The organism is Terrabacter sp. Root85 (genome assembly GCF_001429185.1).
Taxonomy (GTDB): domain Bacteria; phylum Actinomycetota; class Actinomycetes; order Actinomycetales; family Dermatophilaceae; genus Terrabacter.
The window spans coordinates 377,702-394,945 of sequence record NZ_LMIW01000001.1 but is presented as its reverse complement, the minus strand read 5'-3'; the positions used below and the strand labels follow the sequence as shown (position 1 = coordinate 394,945).

General features: G+C 70.7%; 12 protein-coding genes, 1 tRNA gene and 1 riboswitch. Of the genes, 7 read left to right on the top strand and 6 right to left on the bottom strand.

All coding sequences use genetic code 11. The features are described 5' to 3' along the window. Position 1: 1 nt before the first annotated feature. A complete protein-coding gene (locus tag ASE25_RS01875) occupies positions 2 to 1,015 on the top strand; it encodes a LacI family DNA-binding transcriptional regulator (protein ID WP_020145689.1) in 1,014 nt (337 codons plus the stop codon). Positions 1,016 to 1,184: 169 nt separating this feature from the next. On the opposite strand, the gene otsB is transcribed toward ASE25_RS01875, so the two are convergent. Beyond that, positions 1,185 to 1,988, bottom strand: a complete 804-nt coding sequence (gene otsB / locus ASE25_RS01870; protein WP_056822347.1) for a trehalose-phosphatase — start codon at positions 1,986 to 1,988, stop codon at positions 1,185 to 1,187. Then, complete coding sequence (locus ASE25_RS01865) at positions 1,985 to 3,547, bottom strand: trehalose-6-phosphate synthase (RefSeq protein WP_056822344.1); 1,563 nt, start codon at positions 3,545 to 3,547, stop codon at positions 1,985 to 1,987. The genes otsB and ASE25_RS01865 overlap by 4 nt, the downstream gene beginning before the upstream one ends. Positions 3,548 to 3,751: 204 nt before the next feature. Between ASE25_RS01865 and ASE25_RS01860 the strand changes: the two genes are divergently transcribed. From ASE25_RS01860 to ASE25_RS01840, 5 genes are all read left to right on the top strand, one after another. Beyond that, positions 3,752 to 4,183 (top strand): CBS domain-containing protein, encoded by a 432-nt coding sequence (locus ASE25_RS01860; protein ID WP_056822342.1) that lies wholly within the window; start codon positions 3,752 to 3,754, stop codon positions 4,181 to 4,183. 99 nt (positions 4,184 to 4,282) lie between these two features. Then, complete coding sequence (locus tag ASE25_RS01855) at positions 4,283 to 6,175, top strand: serine/threonine-protein kinase (RefSeq protein WP_056822340.1); 1,893 nt, start codon at positions 4,283 to 4,285, stop codon at positions 6,173 to 6,175. A 293-nt stretch (positions 6,176 to 6,468) separates the two neighbouring features. Next, positions 6,469 to 6,682: riboswitch (cyclic di-AMP (ydaO/yuaA leader) on the top strand. 3 nt (positions 6,683 to 6,685) lie between these two features. Then, entirely contained in the window at positions 6,686 to 7,336 is a 651-nt protein-coding gene (locus ASE25_RS01850) for a transglycosylase family protein (protein WP_056822338.1), read from the top strand. A gap of 161 nt (positions 7,337 to 7,497) precedes the next feature. Then, positions 7,498 to 7,573 (top strand) — tRNA-Thr (locus tag ASE25_RS01845). Positions 7,574 to 7,734: 161 nt separating this feature from the next. Next, a complete protein-coding gene (locus ASE25_RS01840) occupies positions 7,735 to 8,181 on the top strand; it encodes a DUF6325 family protein (RefSeq protein ID WP_056771560.1) in 447 nt (148 codons plus the stop codon). 187 nt (positions 8,182 to 8,368) lie between these two features. On the opposite strand, the gene ASE25_RS01835 is transcribed toward ASE25_RS01840, so the two are convergent. The 3 genes from ASE25_RS01835 to ASE25_RS01825 form a co-directional block, all read right to left on the bottom strand. Beyond that, a complete protein-coding gene (locus ASE25_RS01835; RefSeq protein ID WP_056822336.1) occupies positions 8,369 to 9,076 on the bottom strand; it encodes a hypothetical protein in 708 nt (235 codons plus the stop codon). Between the two features lie 72 nt (positions 9,077 to 9,148). Continuing rightward, the gene (locus tag ASE25_RS01830; RefSeq protein WP_056771556.1) at positions 9,149 to 11,506 is read right to left on the bottom strand and encodes an arylsulfatase; all 2,358 of its coding nucleotides are present in this window, start codon (positions 11,504 to 11,506) and stop codon (positions 9,149 to 9,151) included. A 162-nt stretch (positions 11,507 to 11,668) separates the two neighbouring features. After that, positions 11,669 to 12,985, bottom strand: coding sequence for an anaerobic sulfatase maturase (locus ASE25_RS01825; protein ID WP_056822333.1), 1,317 nt, complete (start codon positions 12,983 to 12,985; stop codon positions 11,669 to 11,671). Positions 12,986 to 13,347: 362 nt separating this feature from the next. On the opposite strand from ASE25_RS01825, the gene ASE25_RS01820 reads away from it, so the two are divergent. After that, a complete protein-coding gene (locus tag ASE25_RS01820) occupies positions 13,348 to 14,394 on the top strand; it encodes a type I asparaginase (protein WP_157623288.1) in 1,047 nt (348 codons plus the stop codon). 18 nt (positions 14,395 to 14,412) lie between these two features. Here the strand turns inward: ASE25_RS01820 and ASE25_RS01815 are convergent, their stop codons facing one another. Beyond that, a complete protein-coding gene (locus ASE25_RS01815) occupies positions 14,413 to 17,196 on the bottom strand; it encodes a cation-translocating P-type ATPase (protein ID WP_056822327.1) in 2,784 nt (927 codons plus the stop codon). Positions 17,197 to 17,244: the final 48 nt, after the last annotated feature.

The following is a 17,244-nucleotide window of genomic DNA, read 5'->3' as shown; positions in this document are numbered from 1 at the left end:
GATGAAGGCAAGACTGCGTGACATCGCCGATCAGGCGAGCGTGTCGGAGGCCACCGTGTCACGGGTGCTCAACGGCAAGCCCGGGGTGGCCGAGTCGACCCGCCAGGCCGTGCTGACGGCGCTCGACGTCCTCGGCTACGACCGGCCGAGTCGCCTGCGGCGCAAGAGCGCCGGGCTGGTGGGGCTCATCGTCCCCGAGCTGACCAACCCGATCTTCCCCGCGTTCGCGCAGATCATCGAGAACTCCCTCGCGCAGAACGGCTACACCCCGGTGCTGTGCACCCAGGTCGCCGGGGGAGTCCACGAGGACGACTACGTCCAGATGCTCCTCGAGCGCGGCGTCGCCGGCATCATCTTCATCTCCGGCCTGCACGCCGACACGACGACCGACTCGGCCCGCTACGTCGCGCTGCGTGACCGCAACCTGCCGCTCGTGCTCGTCAACGGCTACATCGAGGGGGTCGACGCGCCCTTCATCAGCAACGACGACGTCGCCTCGATGGGGCTCGCGCTCGAGCACCTCGTGAGCCTCGGGCACCGCGAGATCGGCCTCGCGGTCGGACCCGACCGCTACGTGCCGGTCATCCGCAAGATCGCCGGGTTCCGCCACTCGATGCAGGAGCTGACGGGTCGCTCCGACGTCGACGACCTCATCGAGCGCTCGCTGTTCAGCGTCGAGGGCGGCGCGACCGCGGCCGGCCGCCTCCTCGACCGCGGCGCCACGGCCGTCGTGTGCGGCTCGGACCTGATGGCGCTCGGTGCGATCCGCGAGGCCCGCAAGCGCGGTCTCAACGTGCCGCGCGACTTCTCGGTCGTCGGCTACGACGACTCGACGCTCATCGCCTTCACCGACCCACCCCTGACGACGGTTCGCCAGAGCGTCAACGCGATGAGTGCTGCGACCGTGCGCGCCCTGCTCGACGAGATCGCCGGGCAGCCTTCTCCCCGAGCGGAGTACGTCTTCCGACCCGAGCTGGTCGTCCGCGGCTCGACCGGCGCCGTCCGACGCCACTGAGGGGCGTCACCGGACGCCAGCGGACGGCATACCTGCCCTGACCGCCGGCCACCCGACGAACCCCGCCCCGGCGGAGTTGTGACGGTAGATCAGCGGCGAGGGGCCGCCACACGTCCGCCCGGGTGGGGTTGCGGTGGCGGGCGTATGCCGGGTGGCCCGGTCGCGTCGGTCAGGTCGGAGTGTGGGCGGCGGAGCTGAGCTGCTCGAGACGCGTCAGCAGTGCGGCCACCGCCTGCTCGTCGTCGACGCGGTAGCGGGCGGCCGTGGAGCCGGTGCCGACCTTGACCGTGATGTCCTCGGGTCGACGCATCCGCATGAACGCGTCCTCATCAGTGACGTCGTCGCCGAGGTAGACGCGTGCGACGGCGCCGACGTGGCGGCCGAGGGCAGTGACCGCGGATCCCTTGTCCGCGTGGGAGACCGACAGCTCGAGCACCGACTTGCCCTTGAGCACCTTGACACCGGGGTGGTCGAGGGCGACCCGCCGGGCGTCGGCGATCGCGGCGTCGCCGGTCTCGCGCGGGATGCCCCGGACGTGGACGACGACGGCGGCCGACTTGTACTCGATGCCGGCCTCGGGGTGGTGCTCCTTGACGAGGGCCTCGATGTCGGTGCGCAGCTCGGCGAGCGTCACCTCGTCGTCGGGGGTGACCGCGGCCGCCTCCATGGCCTCGCGCACGGCCGGGCTCGACGACTCGGCGCCGTGGCTGCCGATGAGGACGATCGGCTCGTCCTCGGTGATGCCGGTGAGCTCACGCAGCGTGCCGAGGTCGCGGCCCGAGACGACGGCGACGTGCACGCCGGGCAGGCTCGCGAGCGACCGGAGCGTCTCGACGGTGCCCTCGACGGGAGTGGCCTGCATCGGGTCGGCGTCGAACGGCGCGAGCACCCCGTCGAAGTCGGTCGCGACGAGCAGGACGTCCGCGGAGGCCGCGGCCTCGAGGGCCTCGGTGGGCGGTGCGCCGGTGCTCACGACCGCGTCCCGTCCGTCGCGCTGTGGGATTCGTCGCGGGAGTCGCTGCCCGAACTGTCGGACGACGTGCCGGACGACTCGCTGGGCGCCGGCATGAGCGGTGTCTCCTCAGCGTGCGGTGTGGGCCGCGGGCGCGACTCGGCCCCCGGCATCTCGGGCGCCGCGGCGAGCGCGGCGAGGTAGCGAGCCGCCCAGCGCTGGACGTCGTGGTCGGACACGCGGCGGCGCAGCGCCTTCATGATCCGCTGCTTGTCCTTGGCCGGGGTGTTGATGGCGCGCAGGATCGTCTGCTTGAGCCCCTCGATGTCGTGCGGGTTGCACGCGAAGGCCTGGTGCAGCTCGTGCCACGCGCCGGTGAACTCCGACAGCACGAGGGCGCCCCCGAGGTCATGGCGGCACGTGACGTACTCCTTGGCGACGAGGTTCATGCCGTCTCGGAGCGGGGTGACGAGCATGACGTCGGCGGCCTGGAAGAGGGCCGCCATCTCCTCGCGCGGGTAGGAGTGGTGCAGGTAGTGGACGGCCGGGGCGCCGATCTTGCCGAGCTCGCCGTTGATGCGGCCGACGGTCTGCTCGATCTCGTTCTTGAGGTTGCGGTAGGCGTCGACGCGCTCACGGCTCGGGGTCGCGACCTGCACGAGCGTGACGTCGGGCGGCCCGATGCGACGCTCGCTCAGCAGCTCCTCGTAGGCCTTGAGCCGGTGCCGGATGCCCTTGGTGTAGTCGAGCCGGTCGACGCCGAGCATGAGGACCTTGGGGTTGCCGAGGCTCTCGCGGATCTCGCGGGCGCGCTCCATGACGTCGGGGCGCTTCGCCAGCTCCTCGAGTCCCCGGAAGTCGACGGAGATCGGGATGGCCGCCGCCCGGACCTGGCGGTGGGCGCCCTCGACGGTGACGCGGTCGCGCTTGGTCTGGGCGCCGATCAGCTGGCGGCAGGCGCGCACGAAGTTGCGGGCGTCGGCCTGGCGCTGGAAGCCGAGGAAGTCGGCCCCGAGCAGGCCCTCGAGCAGCTGGGCCCGCCACGGCAGCTGGGCGAAGAGCTCGACGGGCGGGAAGGGGATGTGGTTGAACCACCCGATGCGCACGTCGGGTCGCAGCTGGCGCACGAGGGCCGGGACGAGCTGGAGTTGGTAGTCCTGCACCCACACGGTGGCGCCCTCGGCCGCGACCTCGGCAACGGCCTCGGCGAAGCGTCGGTTGACCGTCTGGTAGCTCGACCACCACTCGCGGTGGAAGGTCGCGGGCACGATGACATCGTGGTAGATCGGCCACAGGGTGTCGTTGGAGAAGCCCTCGTAGTAGTCCCGGACCTCGTCGGTCGACAGCGGCACGGGGTGCAGGTGGATGCCGTCCTCGTCGAACGGCTCGGGTGCCTCACCGGCGTCTCCGGCCCAGCCGACCCAGGCGCCGGGCTGCGTGCGCATCACCGACTCCATCGCGGTGACGAGGCCGCCGGGGCTGCGTCGCCACTCGACCTCGCCGTCGTCGGTGATGACCTTGTCGACGGGCAGGCGGTTCGCGGCGATGACGAGGTCGTAGGTCGGCCGAGGGGTCGACACGCAATCAGCTCCTGCTGCTCGAGGGGAGGGCACGGCCCTCGACGTACCCAGACCCGGGGGGAGGGGCGCCGCGGGGCGCGATCGGTCTCACTCTAACGAGCGAACGGTGGCGCCCGGTGCGGTCCCGCTCTAGGGTCGAGACAGGGCATCTCTGGTGGAGCGGGTGGCCGCCTGAGGGCATCGCGCCGAGGTGAAGGAGTCGCCGTGAAGATTTCTGACGTGCTGCGCAAGAAGGGCAGCGAGGTCATCACCATCAAGCCCGACGAGACGGTCGCAGGCCTGCTCGGCCTGCTGGCCGAGCACCGCATCGGCGCGGTCGTGGTGAGCACGGACGGCTCGAGCGTCGACGGGATCGTCAGCGAGCGCGACATCGTCCGGCACCTCCACAGCACCGGCACGAGCGTGCTCGAGGCGCCGGTGTCGCAGATCATGACGAGCGAGGTCACCACCGGTTCGGCCGACGACAACATCGCCGACCTCGCGGGGACGATGACGGAGATGCGGGTGCGCCACGTGCCGATCGTCGACGCCGACGGCAAGCTCGCCGCCATCGTCAGCATCGGCGACATCGTCAAGCACCGGCTCTCCGAGCTCCAGTCCGAGCGCGACCAGCTGCGCGACTACATCAGCAGCTGACGCTCCGGAGAAACCGGACAGAACCGACGAACGAGGACACTCCGAGGCTCGCTGCCGCGGGGTTCCTGCCGTGGCGCCCCCGTCGCATACCGTAGGGGTATGACTGCGTACGACCGGACCGAGCGGGTGCCCAACCCGCGGCCCGGCGCGCGCACCGGTGGCGTGCCCGTGGCAGCGCGCCCCGGCGGGCCGGGGTCCCCGCAGCGGATCGGCCCGTACCGCCTCATCGAGGAGATCGGCGAGGGCGGCATGGGCGTGGTCCACCTCGCCCTCGACCCGCGCGGCCGTGCCGTCGCGATCAAGGTCCTGCGCGCCCACGTCGCGCACGACGCCGACGCCCGGCAGCGCCTGTCCCGTGAGGTCGACACCCTCTCGCGCATCCGCGACGCGCGGGTCGCGAGCGTCATCGACGCCGACGTCATGGCGCCCCGCCCGTACATCGTGACCCGCTACGTGCCCGGCCCGGCCCTCGACGAGGTCGTCGAGGACCACGGCCCGCTGGCCCCGGCGGACCTGCTCCGCCTGGCCCGCGGGATCGCCGAGGCGATCCGCGCCATCCACGCGTGCGGGGTCGTCCACCGCGACATCAAGCCGGGCAACGTCCTCATCGAGGACGGCGACCCGGTCCTCATCGACTTCGGCATCGCGCACCTGCAGGACGACGTGCGCCACACCGTCGGCGGGCTGGTCATGGGCACGCCCGGCTACCTCTCGCCCGAGCTCGTCGAGGGTGCCGCCATCACGGACGCCACCGACTGGTGGGGCTGGGCCGCCACGATCACGTATGCCGCGTCGGGCCGTCCGCCGTTCGGCCGCGCCCGCATGGACGCCGTGCTCACCCGCGTCCGTGCCGGTGACGTCGACCTCGAGGGCGTCGACCCGCGCCTCGTGCCGCTGCTGCGCGCGTCCCTCTCTCCCGACCCGCGGCTTCGCCCCCACGCCGACGAGGTCATCGCGGCGCTCGAGCTCTACGCCGCCGGCCGCGCGGCGACCGTGCCGACGCCGAGCGGCAACCCGTGGGACGACGGCCGCGTCGGCGCGCCCCCCGGAGACACCCAGGTCGTGCAGCACGGCAGCACCGCCGTCATGCCGCCCGTCGGCACGGCAAGCACAGCAGGCACGGCAGGCACGGCAGGCGCCGTGGGCGCTGGTGCGGCCGCGGGGAACCCGGTGCGGTGGGCCCCGCCCCCGACCGGTCCACGGTCGCCCGATCCCGGCCCGGCGGCATACGACCACGGCTGGGACGACGAGCCCACGTCGCCGGACGACTGGGGTGGCGCCCAGGCCTACGATGCCCGACACGGGCGCGGCGGCCAGGACGTCGAACCGGCTCCGCAGGACGGCTACTGGCCCGACGACGAGTGGGACGAGGACGACGAGCCCGCCCAGCGCGAGGGCGACCCGCGCATCGGACTGCCGATGCGCACCGGCCTGCTCGCCGCCGTCGCGATCGCCTGGGTCGGTGCCCTCATGGCGTGGCCGGGCATCGCCCTCGTCGTGCTCGTCGTCCTGTCGGCGCTCGCCCGGGCCACCGACCGCTCGGTGACGGCGCTCGTGCTGCGCCGCTACGACTTCGGCCGCCGGCGCAGCGACGTGCCCTTCGCCGTCGTGTCGAGCCCGTGGCACCTCGTCGTCGGCATCATCGCAACGGGGGTCGGGCTGCTCCTGCCCGTGGCGGTGGCGCTCGCCGGCGTCTTCGCGGCCGCCCTGCTCCTCGCCGGCACGCAGGGGACCGACCTCGGCCCGGGCACACCGATCACGCTCGCGATCGGCGGTGTCCTCGGCCTGCTCATGCTGTGGTGGGGCCCCGGCGGCGCCTCACTGCGACGCGGTTCGCGCTCGATGGCGCGGCTCCTCGTGCCGGCCGGCCTGGCCGCGCAGATCGTGTCCGGGCTGCTCGCCGTCTTCGGCGTCGCGGCTGCGCTCGTGGCCCTGCAGCACGGGTCGAGCCTCACGTGGGACCCGTTCACGACGAACCCTTTCGGGAAGTGACGGCTCGGCGCACGAGACGGTGAGCGTGCGGGGCGGGGCCTGTGGGGCGTCCGGGCGGCCTCTGTGCGGGGCCTGTGTGCATAGCGCATCGACCTGCATCTGGGGCTGAAAAAAGATCACGGAAGTGTCTCGACGTGCCTTGTGCGCTGCGGAAACCTCCCGTACCGTCAGTGCTCGGCGGCCTCGACTTTCGGGTCGAACGGGAGCAGCACCACTCGGCTCCCGGGTCGCTTCGTCGCGTCCGGCTCCACACGAACGCTCCCACAACTTCACATGGACACCCATTTATCCGTTCCCTGAGCGCGCCGAGCCTCGCCAGCCAGGGATGTAGCCCACACCCGTGGGCCGGGCGAGGACGGGGGACCCAGTGTGGCCAGTGAGTGCATGTGTGTCGAAGCGCATGTCAAGAGGACGAGATCTGGTCTCGGGGTGAAGTCGCATCCGCGACGGGGCACCTGACGCCCCAACCCGACAGCTAACCCCGCAGGCGCGCGTCAGGAAGGATCACCCATGCAGTACATGTCCAAGCATGCTGCGGCCAAGAAGATCTCGGCCAAGCAGCGCATCGCGGGAGTCGGAATCGCTGGAGCCGCCACCATCGTCGGTGGCATCGCCACGGGCGGGTCGGCCAAGGCCGCCTCGGTCTGGGATCGCGTCGCCCAGTGCGAGTCGAGCGGCAACTGGCACATCAACACCGGCAACGGCTACTACGGCGGCCTCCAGTTCGTGCAGAGCACGTGGCGCGGCTACGGCGGCACGGCCTTCGCGTCGCGCGCCGACCTCGCCACGCGGGCCGAGCAGATCGCCATCGCGCAGCGCGTGCTCGCCTCCCAGGGCCCCGGCGCCTGGCCGGTGTGCTCGCAGCGGGCCGGCCTGACGCGGGCCAACGGTGGCGCGACGACGACCCCGGTCTCGCGGTCGACCGTCCGCAAGCCCGTGACGACGAAGAAGGTCGTCAAGAAGAAGACGTACGCGACGAAGCCCACGGTCAAGAACACCGCCAAGGGCGCGAAGGTCACCGTGCACAGCGGCGACACCCTCGGCAAGATCGCCGCGCGCTACCACGTGGCCGGCGGCTGGAAGGCCCTCTGGAAGGCCAACGGCGCCCGGGTCACCAACCCGAACCTCATCTTCGTGGGTCAGACTCTGCGACTCCCGTGAGTTCCTGATACAACTGAGCCGGACGGCCTCGCGCGACCAACCCCTGGGTTTGCGCGGGGCCGTCCTTCTCATGTCCGGCGTCGGCTCGCGCCCGGTGTTTGGGCGTATGCCGTCCCGCTCGGTTACGCTTTCGCCCGTCCGCGGCGCTCGCGCCGAGACGTGCTGGCGTGGCGCAATTGGTAGCGCACCTGTCTTGTAAACAGGCGGTTAGGGGTTCGAGTCCCCTCGCCAGCTCCACCGTGACGTGCGAGTCCGGCTGACGGGCCCGCATCTGCGTGCTCACGGCGAGAGGCTCATCCCCGGCGGATGACGCGGGACGGACGAGCGGCTCCTAGCGTTGGGATCGGTCCCCCATCGGACGCACCGATCCATCGGACGCACCTCAAGGAGAAGATGACATGACTCTCAACGTCGACGAGCTCGGTCCGGTGGACTGGATCGTCGTGGAGTTCGAGGGCAGCACCCTCAACGGCAAGATCGCCCCGATCCTCAAGGACTACGTGGATCGCGAGCTCATCCGGGTCCTGGACCTGCTGTTCTTCAAGAAGGCGGAGGACGGCAGCTTCGAGGCCTTCGAGGCGACCGACCTGGAGGACTCGGAGATCGGCGAGCTCCGTGCGTACGAGACCGAGCTGGCCATGCTGCTCAGCGAGCAGGACGTCGCCGACCTGGCCGACACCATCGAGCCCGGCAGCTCAGCGGCCGTCCTGGTCTGGGAGAACCTGTGGGCGGCTCCCTTCGGCGCGGCGGTGCGTCACGCCGGCGGCCAGCTCGTGGCCAGCGGGCGCATCCCGATCCAGGCCGTCATCGCCGCCATCGAGTCCGACGAAGAGGAAGGAGCCTGACATGCCACTCGCAGCCAGGCGCAGGAGAAGGACAGTGGCCGCCGTCGGCGGCGCCGTCGTCGTCGCGCACGGGATTCACCGGCGCGGTGAACGCCGTGAGGACCGGCGCGACGATCGCCGCGATCGCCGCTGACGCGTGACTCGGGCCGTGGGGCCCGCTCAGGGCTCCACGGCTCCTTGCGCTGCCCTACGCCGTCGCCGGCTCCGGTCGGAACGACGTGACCAGCAGGTGCAGGCTGAGGAGCACGACCCACAACGGGAAGAGCAGGACGGCCCAGACCGTCCGCGGTGGTGCGAGGAGCAGGACCAGCGCGACGACGAACCCCACGGCCACGAGCCAGCGTGGCACGATCCCGGTGCGACGGCCGAGGTTCGTGACGACCATCGTGAAGACCGCTGCCATGCGGATGCCGAACGTCGTCAGGAGGGCCGTGCTGACCGCCCCCACCTGCCGGACGTACTCCGGCGAGACGCTGTCGGGCCCGTCGTAGAGGGCGAGCAGCGCTCCGACGTCTGCAGATGCGGCGAAGAGCATGGCGACGAAGAGCAGGCCCGACCCGAGGAAGGCTGTCGCGAAGAGCTTGTCCTCGCGGTGCCCGAGACGGGAACGGATCACCCCGATGAACCACAGGAAGGCGATGCCCGCGTACGGGGTGAGCTGCGTCGCCAGCGTGACCCTGCCGCGGCGCTCCGCATCGGTGATCCACGTCGAGCGGCCGCCGGTGCCCGGGAGCGCCAGGTACATGAGGATGACGACCGCCCCCAGGAGCACGGCGAAGGCGATCCCGGCGATGGCCGCCGCCCGCGGTGTGCGGATCTCGTCGAGCACCCGCCCCCGTGGTGCGAGGTCGGCCGGTGACTCGGCCCGACCACGCTCGTCCTCATGCATGCTCATGCTCCAGCCGTGGGCCCGTGCGGCCTTCGTCGGGACCGATCGTGTGACGACCCTGCGGGGGTCGGTGGCGGTTCACTCACGCATCAACATGCCCTGCGCTTCACGTTCCAGGTCGACGTAGGGCTCGCCGCTCACGTCGACGGCGACGCGCCTGATGGTGCCTCCCGTGAACCGGTACGGGCGCTCGCCGGGGTAGTCCTGTGTGACCGGGTCGCCCATGTCGCGGCCCACCGCCAGTCCCTCCCCGGCGATCATGTAGCTGCCGGGCTGGAGCTTGATCTGGCCTTCTCCGACCAGGGTGTCGCCGTGGTAGAGCGACAGGGTGCCGGTGGCGACGGGGGTCTGCTCCGTGCCGTCCTTGACGAACGACGCCGACAGGATGAGGTTCTCGCCGGTGGGCAGGTCCTCGGTCGCGACGACCTTCTGCTCGAACAGGCCCACGAAGCTGTTGACGTAGTGCAGCCGGTTGTCCTTGACGTAGAGGCTGTGTCCGCCGAACCGCGACCCCTGGGCGAAGAGCACGCCCTGGGCGCCCGGCTCGGGGATGTCGACCAGTGCGCCGATGACGAAGGACCGGCCGCGCACCACGACGGCCTGGGCCTCGGGCACCTCGGCGTGGTTGGGGTAGTAGACGTACCGGTCGCGCGGGGCCGACAGCTGGGGCCGGGGGGACACGAGGATCTCCAGCGCCGAACGGTCATCGAGGGGGAACCCCTCGTTGGCGCCGGCCTGGGCGTACCAGAGGTTGACCATCTCACGGAGCTTGTCGGGCTGCTCCGCCGCCAGGTTGTGCAGCTCGGAGCGGTCGACCTCGACGTGGTAGAGCTCCCACTCGTCGTCGTTGAAGTGCGACCAACCGCTGATCGTCGGGTGCGTGGTGATGGCCTTCCAGCCGTCGTGCCAGATGCCCCGCGAGCCCAGCATCGAGTAGAACTGCGTCTGCCGCCGCCCGGGGGCCTCGGGGTCGTCGAAGCTGTAGCGCATGCTGACGCCGTCGAAGTGGCTCTGTGTGTGGCCCTTGATGGTCTCCGGGGCCTCGATGCCGAGGGCGTCGAGGACGGTGGGCACCAGGTCGATGGCGTGGTGGTACTGCTCCCGGATCTCACCCTTGGAGGTCATGCCGGCCGGCCACGAGATGACGCACGGGTCGGAGGTGCCTCCGTTGAACTCGTAGCGCTTCCACATCTTGAAGGGCGTGTTGAACGCCATCGCCCACCCGTTCGGGTAGTGGTTGTACGTCTTGGGCCCGCCCAGCTCGTCGAGCATGGCGAGGTTGACGTCGATGTCGTCGGGGATGCCGTTCATGAACAACATCTCGTTGACCGACCCGTCCGGGCCGCCCTCACCACTCGCACCGTTGTCCGAGACGAGGATGACCATGGTGTTCTCCCGCTGGCCCGTCTCCTCGAGGTAGTCGAGCAACCGACCGATCTGGGCGTCGGCATGGGACAGGAAACCGGCGTACACCTCCGCCATCCGGGCGAAGAGGCGCCGCTCCTGCTCGGACAGCGAGTCCCACGGCCGCGTGGTGTCGACGGCCGAGAACGGCTGGCCGTCCGGGCCGGTGCGCGTCTCCGGCGTGCCGATCGGGTTCATCGGTGGGAGCTCGGTGTTCGCCGGGACGATGCCCATCTCGACCTGACGGGCCAGGGTGGCCTCACGCATCGCCTCGTAGCCCGCGTCGAAGCGCCCGGCGTACTTCTCGATCCACGCCTTGGGCGCGTGGTGCGGCGCGTGCGCGGCACCCGGTGCGTAGTAGAGGAAGAAGGGCTTGTCCGGCGCGACGGCCTTGGCGTCCATGATGAACTCGATGGCCTTGTCGGTGATGTCCTCACCGAAGTGGTAGCCCTCCTCGGGCGATCTCGGCTGGTCGACCGGGTGGTTGTCGTAGGTGATCTCCGGGTACCACTGGCTGGTCTCGGCCCCGAGGAACCCGTACCAGCGCTCGAAGCCGCGCCCGGTCGGCCAGTTGCGACGCGTCGAGGCGAGGTTCATCTCGACCGTGGGGCACAGGTGCCACTTGCCGACCATGTAGGTGTTCCAGCCCCGCTCGCCGAGGATCTCCGGAAGCATCCCGTTCTCGGGCGGGATGGTGCCGCTGGCGTTGGCGAAGCCACTGGCCCCTTCCGTGATGCACGCCATGGAGTTCCGGGTGTGGTTGCGTCCGGTGAGCAGGCACGACCGGGTGGGCGAGCACAGGGCCGTCGTGTGCCACTGGGTGTAGCGCACCCCGTCGCCGGCGATCTTGTCGATGTTCGGGGTCTCGATGGGGCCGCCGTAGCAGCTCATGGCGGAGAACCCGACATCGTCGAGCACGATGTACACGACGTTGGGCGACCCTTCGGGTGCCTTCGGCGGGGCGAACGGGGCCCAGTCCTCCACCGAGTCCCTGATGTCGACGTTGACCACACCACGAAACGGTTGCGCCATGTCATGACTCCTTGCTCGCGACTGCTCACGATCGTCGGCGCTCGCGGATCCGACGAAGGGACGGGTGCTCCTCAGGCGGGGCTCTGCCCAGCATGTGACGGGGACGGTGCCCTGTGCCTCACCCTCGGCGGATGAGAAGGTCGGCGCTCACGCGAGCCGTGGTCAGGGGCGCGCGTCATGGCTCGTGCCGGCCCCATGGCAGTCCGCCCACACGGCGCCACCGAGGCATGAGCAGGGGTCACCCGGGCGGCGCTCGGCGTCGCGGACGGCATACCACTCCCTCAGCCCCGTGGCGTCCCGGCCTCGACGCAACAAGGACGCCATGACGCGCATGGGTGCGTCGACGTGTCGGAAGAAGAGCTGGTAGCCCTCACAGAGGTAGTGCAGGCCGGCCTCGCCGTCGGGGGCGGTGAGGAAGCGGTCCTTGGGGCAGCCGCCGTTGCAGGCGAACCGGACGTCGCACGATCGGCAGTAGGCCGGCAGCGTGTCGAGCTTGGCCTGTCCGAAGGCGCGCTGCTGGGGCGAGTCGACGAGCTGGAGCAGCGTTCGTCCCTGCCTGATGTTACCGAGGAGGTAGCCCGGCTCCACGTAGTGGTCGCAGGAGTAGAGGTCGCCGTTGTGCTCGAGCGCGACGGCGTCCCCACACGTGCGGGCATGGACGCACAGGCCGGCCTGGTCCATGCCCATCCAGTGGGCGAGGGCGGTGTCGAACATCGAGACGAAGACGTCGCCGACGTCGTGGCGGGCCCACTCCTCGAAGACGTCGACGAGGAAGCGGCCGTACTGGTGTGCACTGACCGTGCGGTGGGTGACGAGGCTGCCGTCCTGCACGTAGAGCGGCCGGTCACCGGACCGGGCGCCCCACCCCGACTCGGCAAGCGGGAGCAGCTCGGCCGTCACCCGCTCCACGATGGGGATGAGCTGCACGAACGTGGCCCCGAGCTCGTCGCGCAGGAAGCCGTAGACCTCCCGGCCGTGGTCGCCGTTGGCGGCGTTCACCGTGGTGAGGGCGTTCCACTCGACCCCGTTGCGCTTGAGCGCCTCGAGACCGCGGATGACCCGGTCGAAGGTGGGTTTGCCGCCCTTGTCGACGCGGTAGGCGTCATGCATCTCGCGTGGTCCGTCGATCGAGACGCCGACGAGGAAGTGGTGGTCGCGCAGGAAGGCGCACCACTCGTCGTCGAGGAGCGTGGCGTTGGTCTGCAGGGTGTTGAGGATGCGCTGACCCGGCGCGGCGAGACGTTCCTCCAGCTCGAGCGTTCGTCGGAAGAAGTCGAGACCCATGAGGGTCGGCTCGCCGCCCTGGAACGCCACCACCACCTCGTCGGCGCCGCGCTGGGCCGCGAGGAGCTGGCCGATGTACGCCTCGTGGACCTGCGGGTCCATCCGGAAGGTGCTGCCCGGGTAGAGCTCGTCCTTGGACAGGAAGAAGCAGTACTCGCAGTCGAGGTTGCAGACAGCGCCGGTGGGCTTGGACATGACGTGGAAGGACCGCGAGGCCGTCAGGGGCGCCGCGGCAGCTGTCCGCCCGTCAGGAGCCGGGGCCGGGGCCACCGTCACCCACCGTCGACGGCCGAGGGGCAGCCATCCCCGGACCTCCGCCTCATGATCGACACCCCCCGAGCGTGACACCGAGCAGGCTGCTGCGGATCATCCGGACGGGGTGAGTGCACCGCGTACGGTGGCCCGCTCACGGGAGTGGTGGCCGTCCGCCGAGCGCGTCCTGGCGAGGCTCTGGACACGGCGGAGCGTCCGGTGCCACGGTGAGCGGCACAGGCCGCCGGGACCGGCGGCCTGGGGCGTCGACTCGCGAGAGTCCGGGATCCGACCAAGGGAGACACGTGAGCGACAGCGTGTTCGTGCTTCACACCGGTGGGACCATCGGGATGGTCGACACCCCGGACGGCTACGCGCCCGTGGCGGGTGCGCTCGCTCCCTATGTCGACTGGATCGTGGAGAACTCGAGAGGGGAGCTGCCCCCGATCGTCTTCGAGGAGCTCGACCCACCCATCGACTCCGCCAACGCGACGCCCGACGACTGGTGCGCCATCGCGCGAGTCCTCCACGAGCGCCGCAGCCGTCACCGGGGGTTCGTCGTCCTGCACGGGACGGACACGATGGCCTACACGGCGTCCGCGCTCTCGTTCCTGCTTCCGTCGTTCGGCAAGCCGGTCATCGTCACCGGCTCGCAGATCCCCGTCGCCCGCACCCGAAGCGACGGGCGGCAGAACCTCATCGGGGCGCTCCAGGTCGCGGCGCGGTCCGACGTCCCGGAGAGCACGCTGCTCTTCGGCGAGGTGCTGCTGCGAGGCAACCGGGCGACGAAGGTCGACGCCTCGGGCCTCGACGCCTTCGACTCGCCACGCTTCCCACCGCTCGCCGCGATCGGCATCGACATCGACGTCCGGCACACCCTGGTGCGCCCCGCCGACGGCGAACCCGAGCTCCGGGCCGGACGGCTGGGGGAGGTGGCAGCGGTGCGGCTCTTTCCCGGGTTCTCGGCCTCGATCCTCGCGAACCTGTGCCGACCCCCGCTGCAGGGACTCGTCATCGAGGCCTACGGGGCGGGCAACGGACCCTCGAACGACCGGGAGTTCATGGCCGTCGTCGAGGCCGCCACGGCCGAGGACATCGTCGTGGTCGTCGTCACCCAGTGCGTCCGCGGATCGGTGCAGCCGGGGGCGTACGCGACCGGGTCGGCACTGATGCGGGCCGGCGCCGTGCCGGGCTACGACATGACGTGCGAGGCCGCGCTCACCAAGCTCGCGGTCCTGCTCGGCCAGGGCCTCGACACCGGCGTCGTCGCCGACATGATGCAACGCGACATCGCCGGTGAGCTGACGAGGAAGGACGACGTCGAGGTTTCGCCGGTGGGCGGGGCGACCTGAAAGCTCTCGGGTCGGCGCTCAGGCGCGCGGCGTCGTCAGGGCGCGGGCAGGCGCGACCGCCGACTGCGGGTCGAGGGCGTCCGCCGGCGCGTGCCGGCGCCGCCTGACCAGCTTGCCGAGCTCGACGACGGCGGGGAGCGCGGCTGCCAGGGCTGCGCAGACGAGCCACTGGCCCGGCGTGAGCTCGGAGGTCAGCAGTGCCTGCTGCAACGTCGGCAGCTGGGTCGCCAGGAGGAGCATCCCGACCGGAATCAGGGCGATCGCCAGCGCCCTGAGGATCGGGGGCGTGAGTCCGCTGGTGGGGTCGCGCCGGTTGACCACCGCGTTGAACGCGGTGCCCAGGCCCATCACCACGAACGTCATCGTCATCGACACGGATGCTCGCGTGGGGCTCGGCTCGTCCGGCCCGAGCACCAACGGCAAGAAGGCGGCGACGAACAGGACCGCCGCGTAGGCCAGCCACATGACGACGGCCGACCGGTTCGTGATGGTGAGGCCGGGGTCGCGGGGCGGCCGGCTCATGACGTCGGGGTCACCCGGGTCGACGGCGATGACGATGACACCGACGGCCGTCGCGAAGAACAGCAGGAAGAGCACCATGGTCGGGGTCATCGCGACACCCCGGTTGACGTCGAACACGGTTGCCGCGAGGAAGAGGAACACCAGCGAGAGCAGCTGGGTCATCTGGTAGCGCACGTACGAGACGACCTTGTCGTACGCGCGCCTCCCGATCTCGACGGCATGGACGAGCGTCCCGAAGTTGTCGTCCGTGAGCACCATGCGTGCGGCCTGCTTGGTCACCTCGCTGCCGCTCCCCATCGCGACGCCGATGTCTGCCTGCTTGAGGGCGGCGGCGTCGTTGACGGCGTCACCGGTCATCGCGACGATCATCCCCTCCTCCTGCATCGCCCGAGCCAGCCGGAGCTTGTCCTCGGGCGTGACGCGGCCGAACACGTGCAGCATCGGCAGCTGCTGCTTCAGCTCCTCGTCGCTCAGCGCCTGCAGATCGGCGCCGCTGATGGCCCCCGGACCCAGCCCCAGCTCCTGGCCGATCGCCTGAGCCGTGACGGCGTGGTCACCGGTGATCATCCGCACGTCGATCCCGGCCGTCAGGGCCGTCGCGACAGCGCTCCTCGCCTCGGTGCGCAGGGGGTCGATGATCCCGGCGAGCCCAACGAAGGACAGGTCCTGCGTCAGAGCCATGGGGTCGGCGTCCATGGTCGCCACCTCGTCGTCGGCGACGAGGCGAGCCGCGAACGCGAGCACGCGCAGTCCCTTGCCGCCCATCCGCTCGTTGGCCTCCAGGAGGCCGTCGAGCGCCTGCCCGATGGGGACCTGCGAGCCACTCAGCGGACCACCCGCCAGGGTGCAGCGGGCGATGACGACGTCGGGGGCGCCCTTGACGAGCTCGATGAGGTGCTCGGCCCCCTCGAGGGTCACCCGGTGGAACGTGGCCATGAACTTGTACTCGGAGTCGAAGGGCACCTCGGCCAGGCGCGGGTAGGTTCGGCGGGTCTCCTCGGCGTCGATCCCGAGCTTCGCGGCGAGCACCACCAGCGCCGCCTCGGTGGGGTCTCCGATCACCGAGCCGTCGTCGCCGACCACTGCGTCGCTGTCGAGGCACAACCCGAGGCCCAGACGCGTGAAGTCCGGGACCGGCGTGCCGGCCACGGCCCGGATCGCCCCGCTCTTGCGGTAGCCCTCGCCGTCGACGGTGAACCACGACCCGCTCGCGTACAGCGTGGACACCATCATCTCGTTGAGGGTCAGCGTGCCCGTCTTGTCGGTGTTGATCGCGCTCGTCGACCCGAGTGTCTCGACGTCGGTGAGGTTCTTGACCACGGCCTTGGACGCAGCCAGCTGCTTGGCGCCCATCGACAGGAGTCCGGAGACGAAGGCCGGCATTCCCGTGGGGATCGCGGAGACGGCCATCGCCGTGCCCAGCAGCAGCAGGTCCTTGGCCGGCGTCCCGCGGACGAGACCGACGACGACGATGACGGCGACCGCTCCCCAGGCGATGACGCCCAGCACCTTGGTGAGGGTGTCGAGCTCCTTCTGCAGCGGTGAACGCTTTCGCGTGACCGAGCTGAGCATGGTCGCGATCTGGCCCATCTGCGTCCGCTGCCCGGTCGCCGTGACCACGATGGTGCCGGTGCCGCGTGTGACGGACGTGTTCTGGAAGAGCATGTTGGTCCGGTCGCCGAGAGCGACGTCCACGGATCCCAGCGCGGAGTGGTCCTTGGCTATCGGCACGCTCTCCCCGGTCAGCGCGGCTTCCTGGGCCTCGAGGGTGGCGGAACGGACGATGCGTCCGTCCGCCGGGACGATGTCGCCTGCCTCGACCTGCACCACGTCCCCGGGCACGATCTCGGTGGCGGGGACGAGGGATAGGGCGCCGTCACGGACGACCCGCGCCTGCGGTGTCTGCATCTTGGCGAGGGCGTCGACGCTGGCGCGGGCCGTCAGCTCCTGCCGGGTGCCGAGGGCGAGGTTGAGGACGATGAGCAGACCGACGATCACTCCGGTCGACACCTGGCCGATGGCAAGGCTCACGACCACGACGGCCACCAGCATGATGTTCATCGGATCGCGCAGCTGGCTCGCGGCGACGGCCCAGACGGACGGCGGTCTCTCGGCGGCGATCGCGTTGGGGCCGAAGGCTGCTCGGCGACTCGCGACCTGCGCCCCGGTCAAACCGGAGTCCGTGTCTGAGCCGGCCGCGGCCACGACCTCGTCGGCGTCCAGCGCGAAGGGTGGGATCTCGGCGTCCGCAGTCGACGCCGGCGTGCCGGTCTCGCTCATGGGTCGTCCCCTCAGCCTCGGGTGCCTCAACGTCAGCGTCTGTCACGC

What these genes read in the sequence shown, in the direction of transcription:
- ASE25_RS01830 (WP_056771556.1), bottom strand. Translation starts at nt 11,506, where the DNA reads ATGGCGCAACCGTTTCGTGGTGTGGTCAACGTCGACATCAGGGACTCG.
- ASE25_RS01875 (WP_020145689.1), top strand. Translation starts at nt 2, where the DNA reads ATGAAGGCAAGACTGCGTGACATCGCCGATCAGGCGAGCGTGTCGGAG.
- ASE25_RS01840 (WP_056771560.1), top strand. Translation starts at nt 7,735, where the DNA reads ATGACTCTCAACGTCGACGAGCTCGGTCCGGTGGACTGGATCGTCGTG.
- ASE25_RS01855 (WP_056822340.1), top strand. Translation starts at nt 4,283, where the DNA reads ATGACTGCGTACGACCGGACCGAGCGGGTGCCCAACCCGCGGCCCGGC.
- ASE25_RS01815 (WP_056822327.1), bottom strand. Translation starts at nt 17,196, where the DNA reads ATGAGCGAGACCGGCACGCCGGCGTCGACTGCGGACGCCGAGATCCCA.
- ASE25_RS01825 (WP_056822333.1), bottom strand. Translation starts at nt 12,985, where the DNA reads ATGTCCAAGCCCACCGGCGCTGTCTGCAACCTCGACTGCGAGTACTGC.
- ASE25_RS01835 (WP_056822336.1), bottom strand. Translation starts at nt 9,076, where the DNA reads ATGAGCATGCATGAGGACGAGCGTGGTCGGGCCGAGTCACCGGCCGAC.
- ASE25_RS01850 (WP_056822338.1), top strand. Translation starts at nt 6,686, where the DNA reads ATGCAGTACATGTCCAAGCATGCTGCGGCCAAGAAGATCTCGGCCAAG.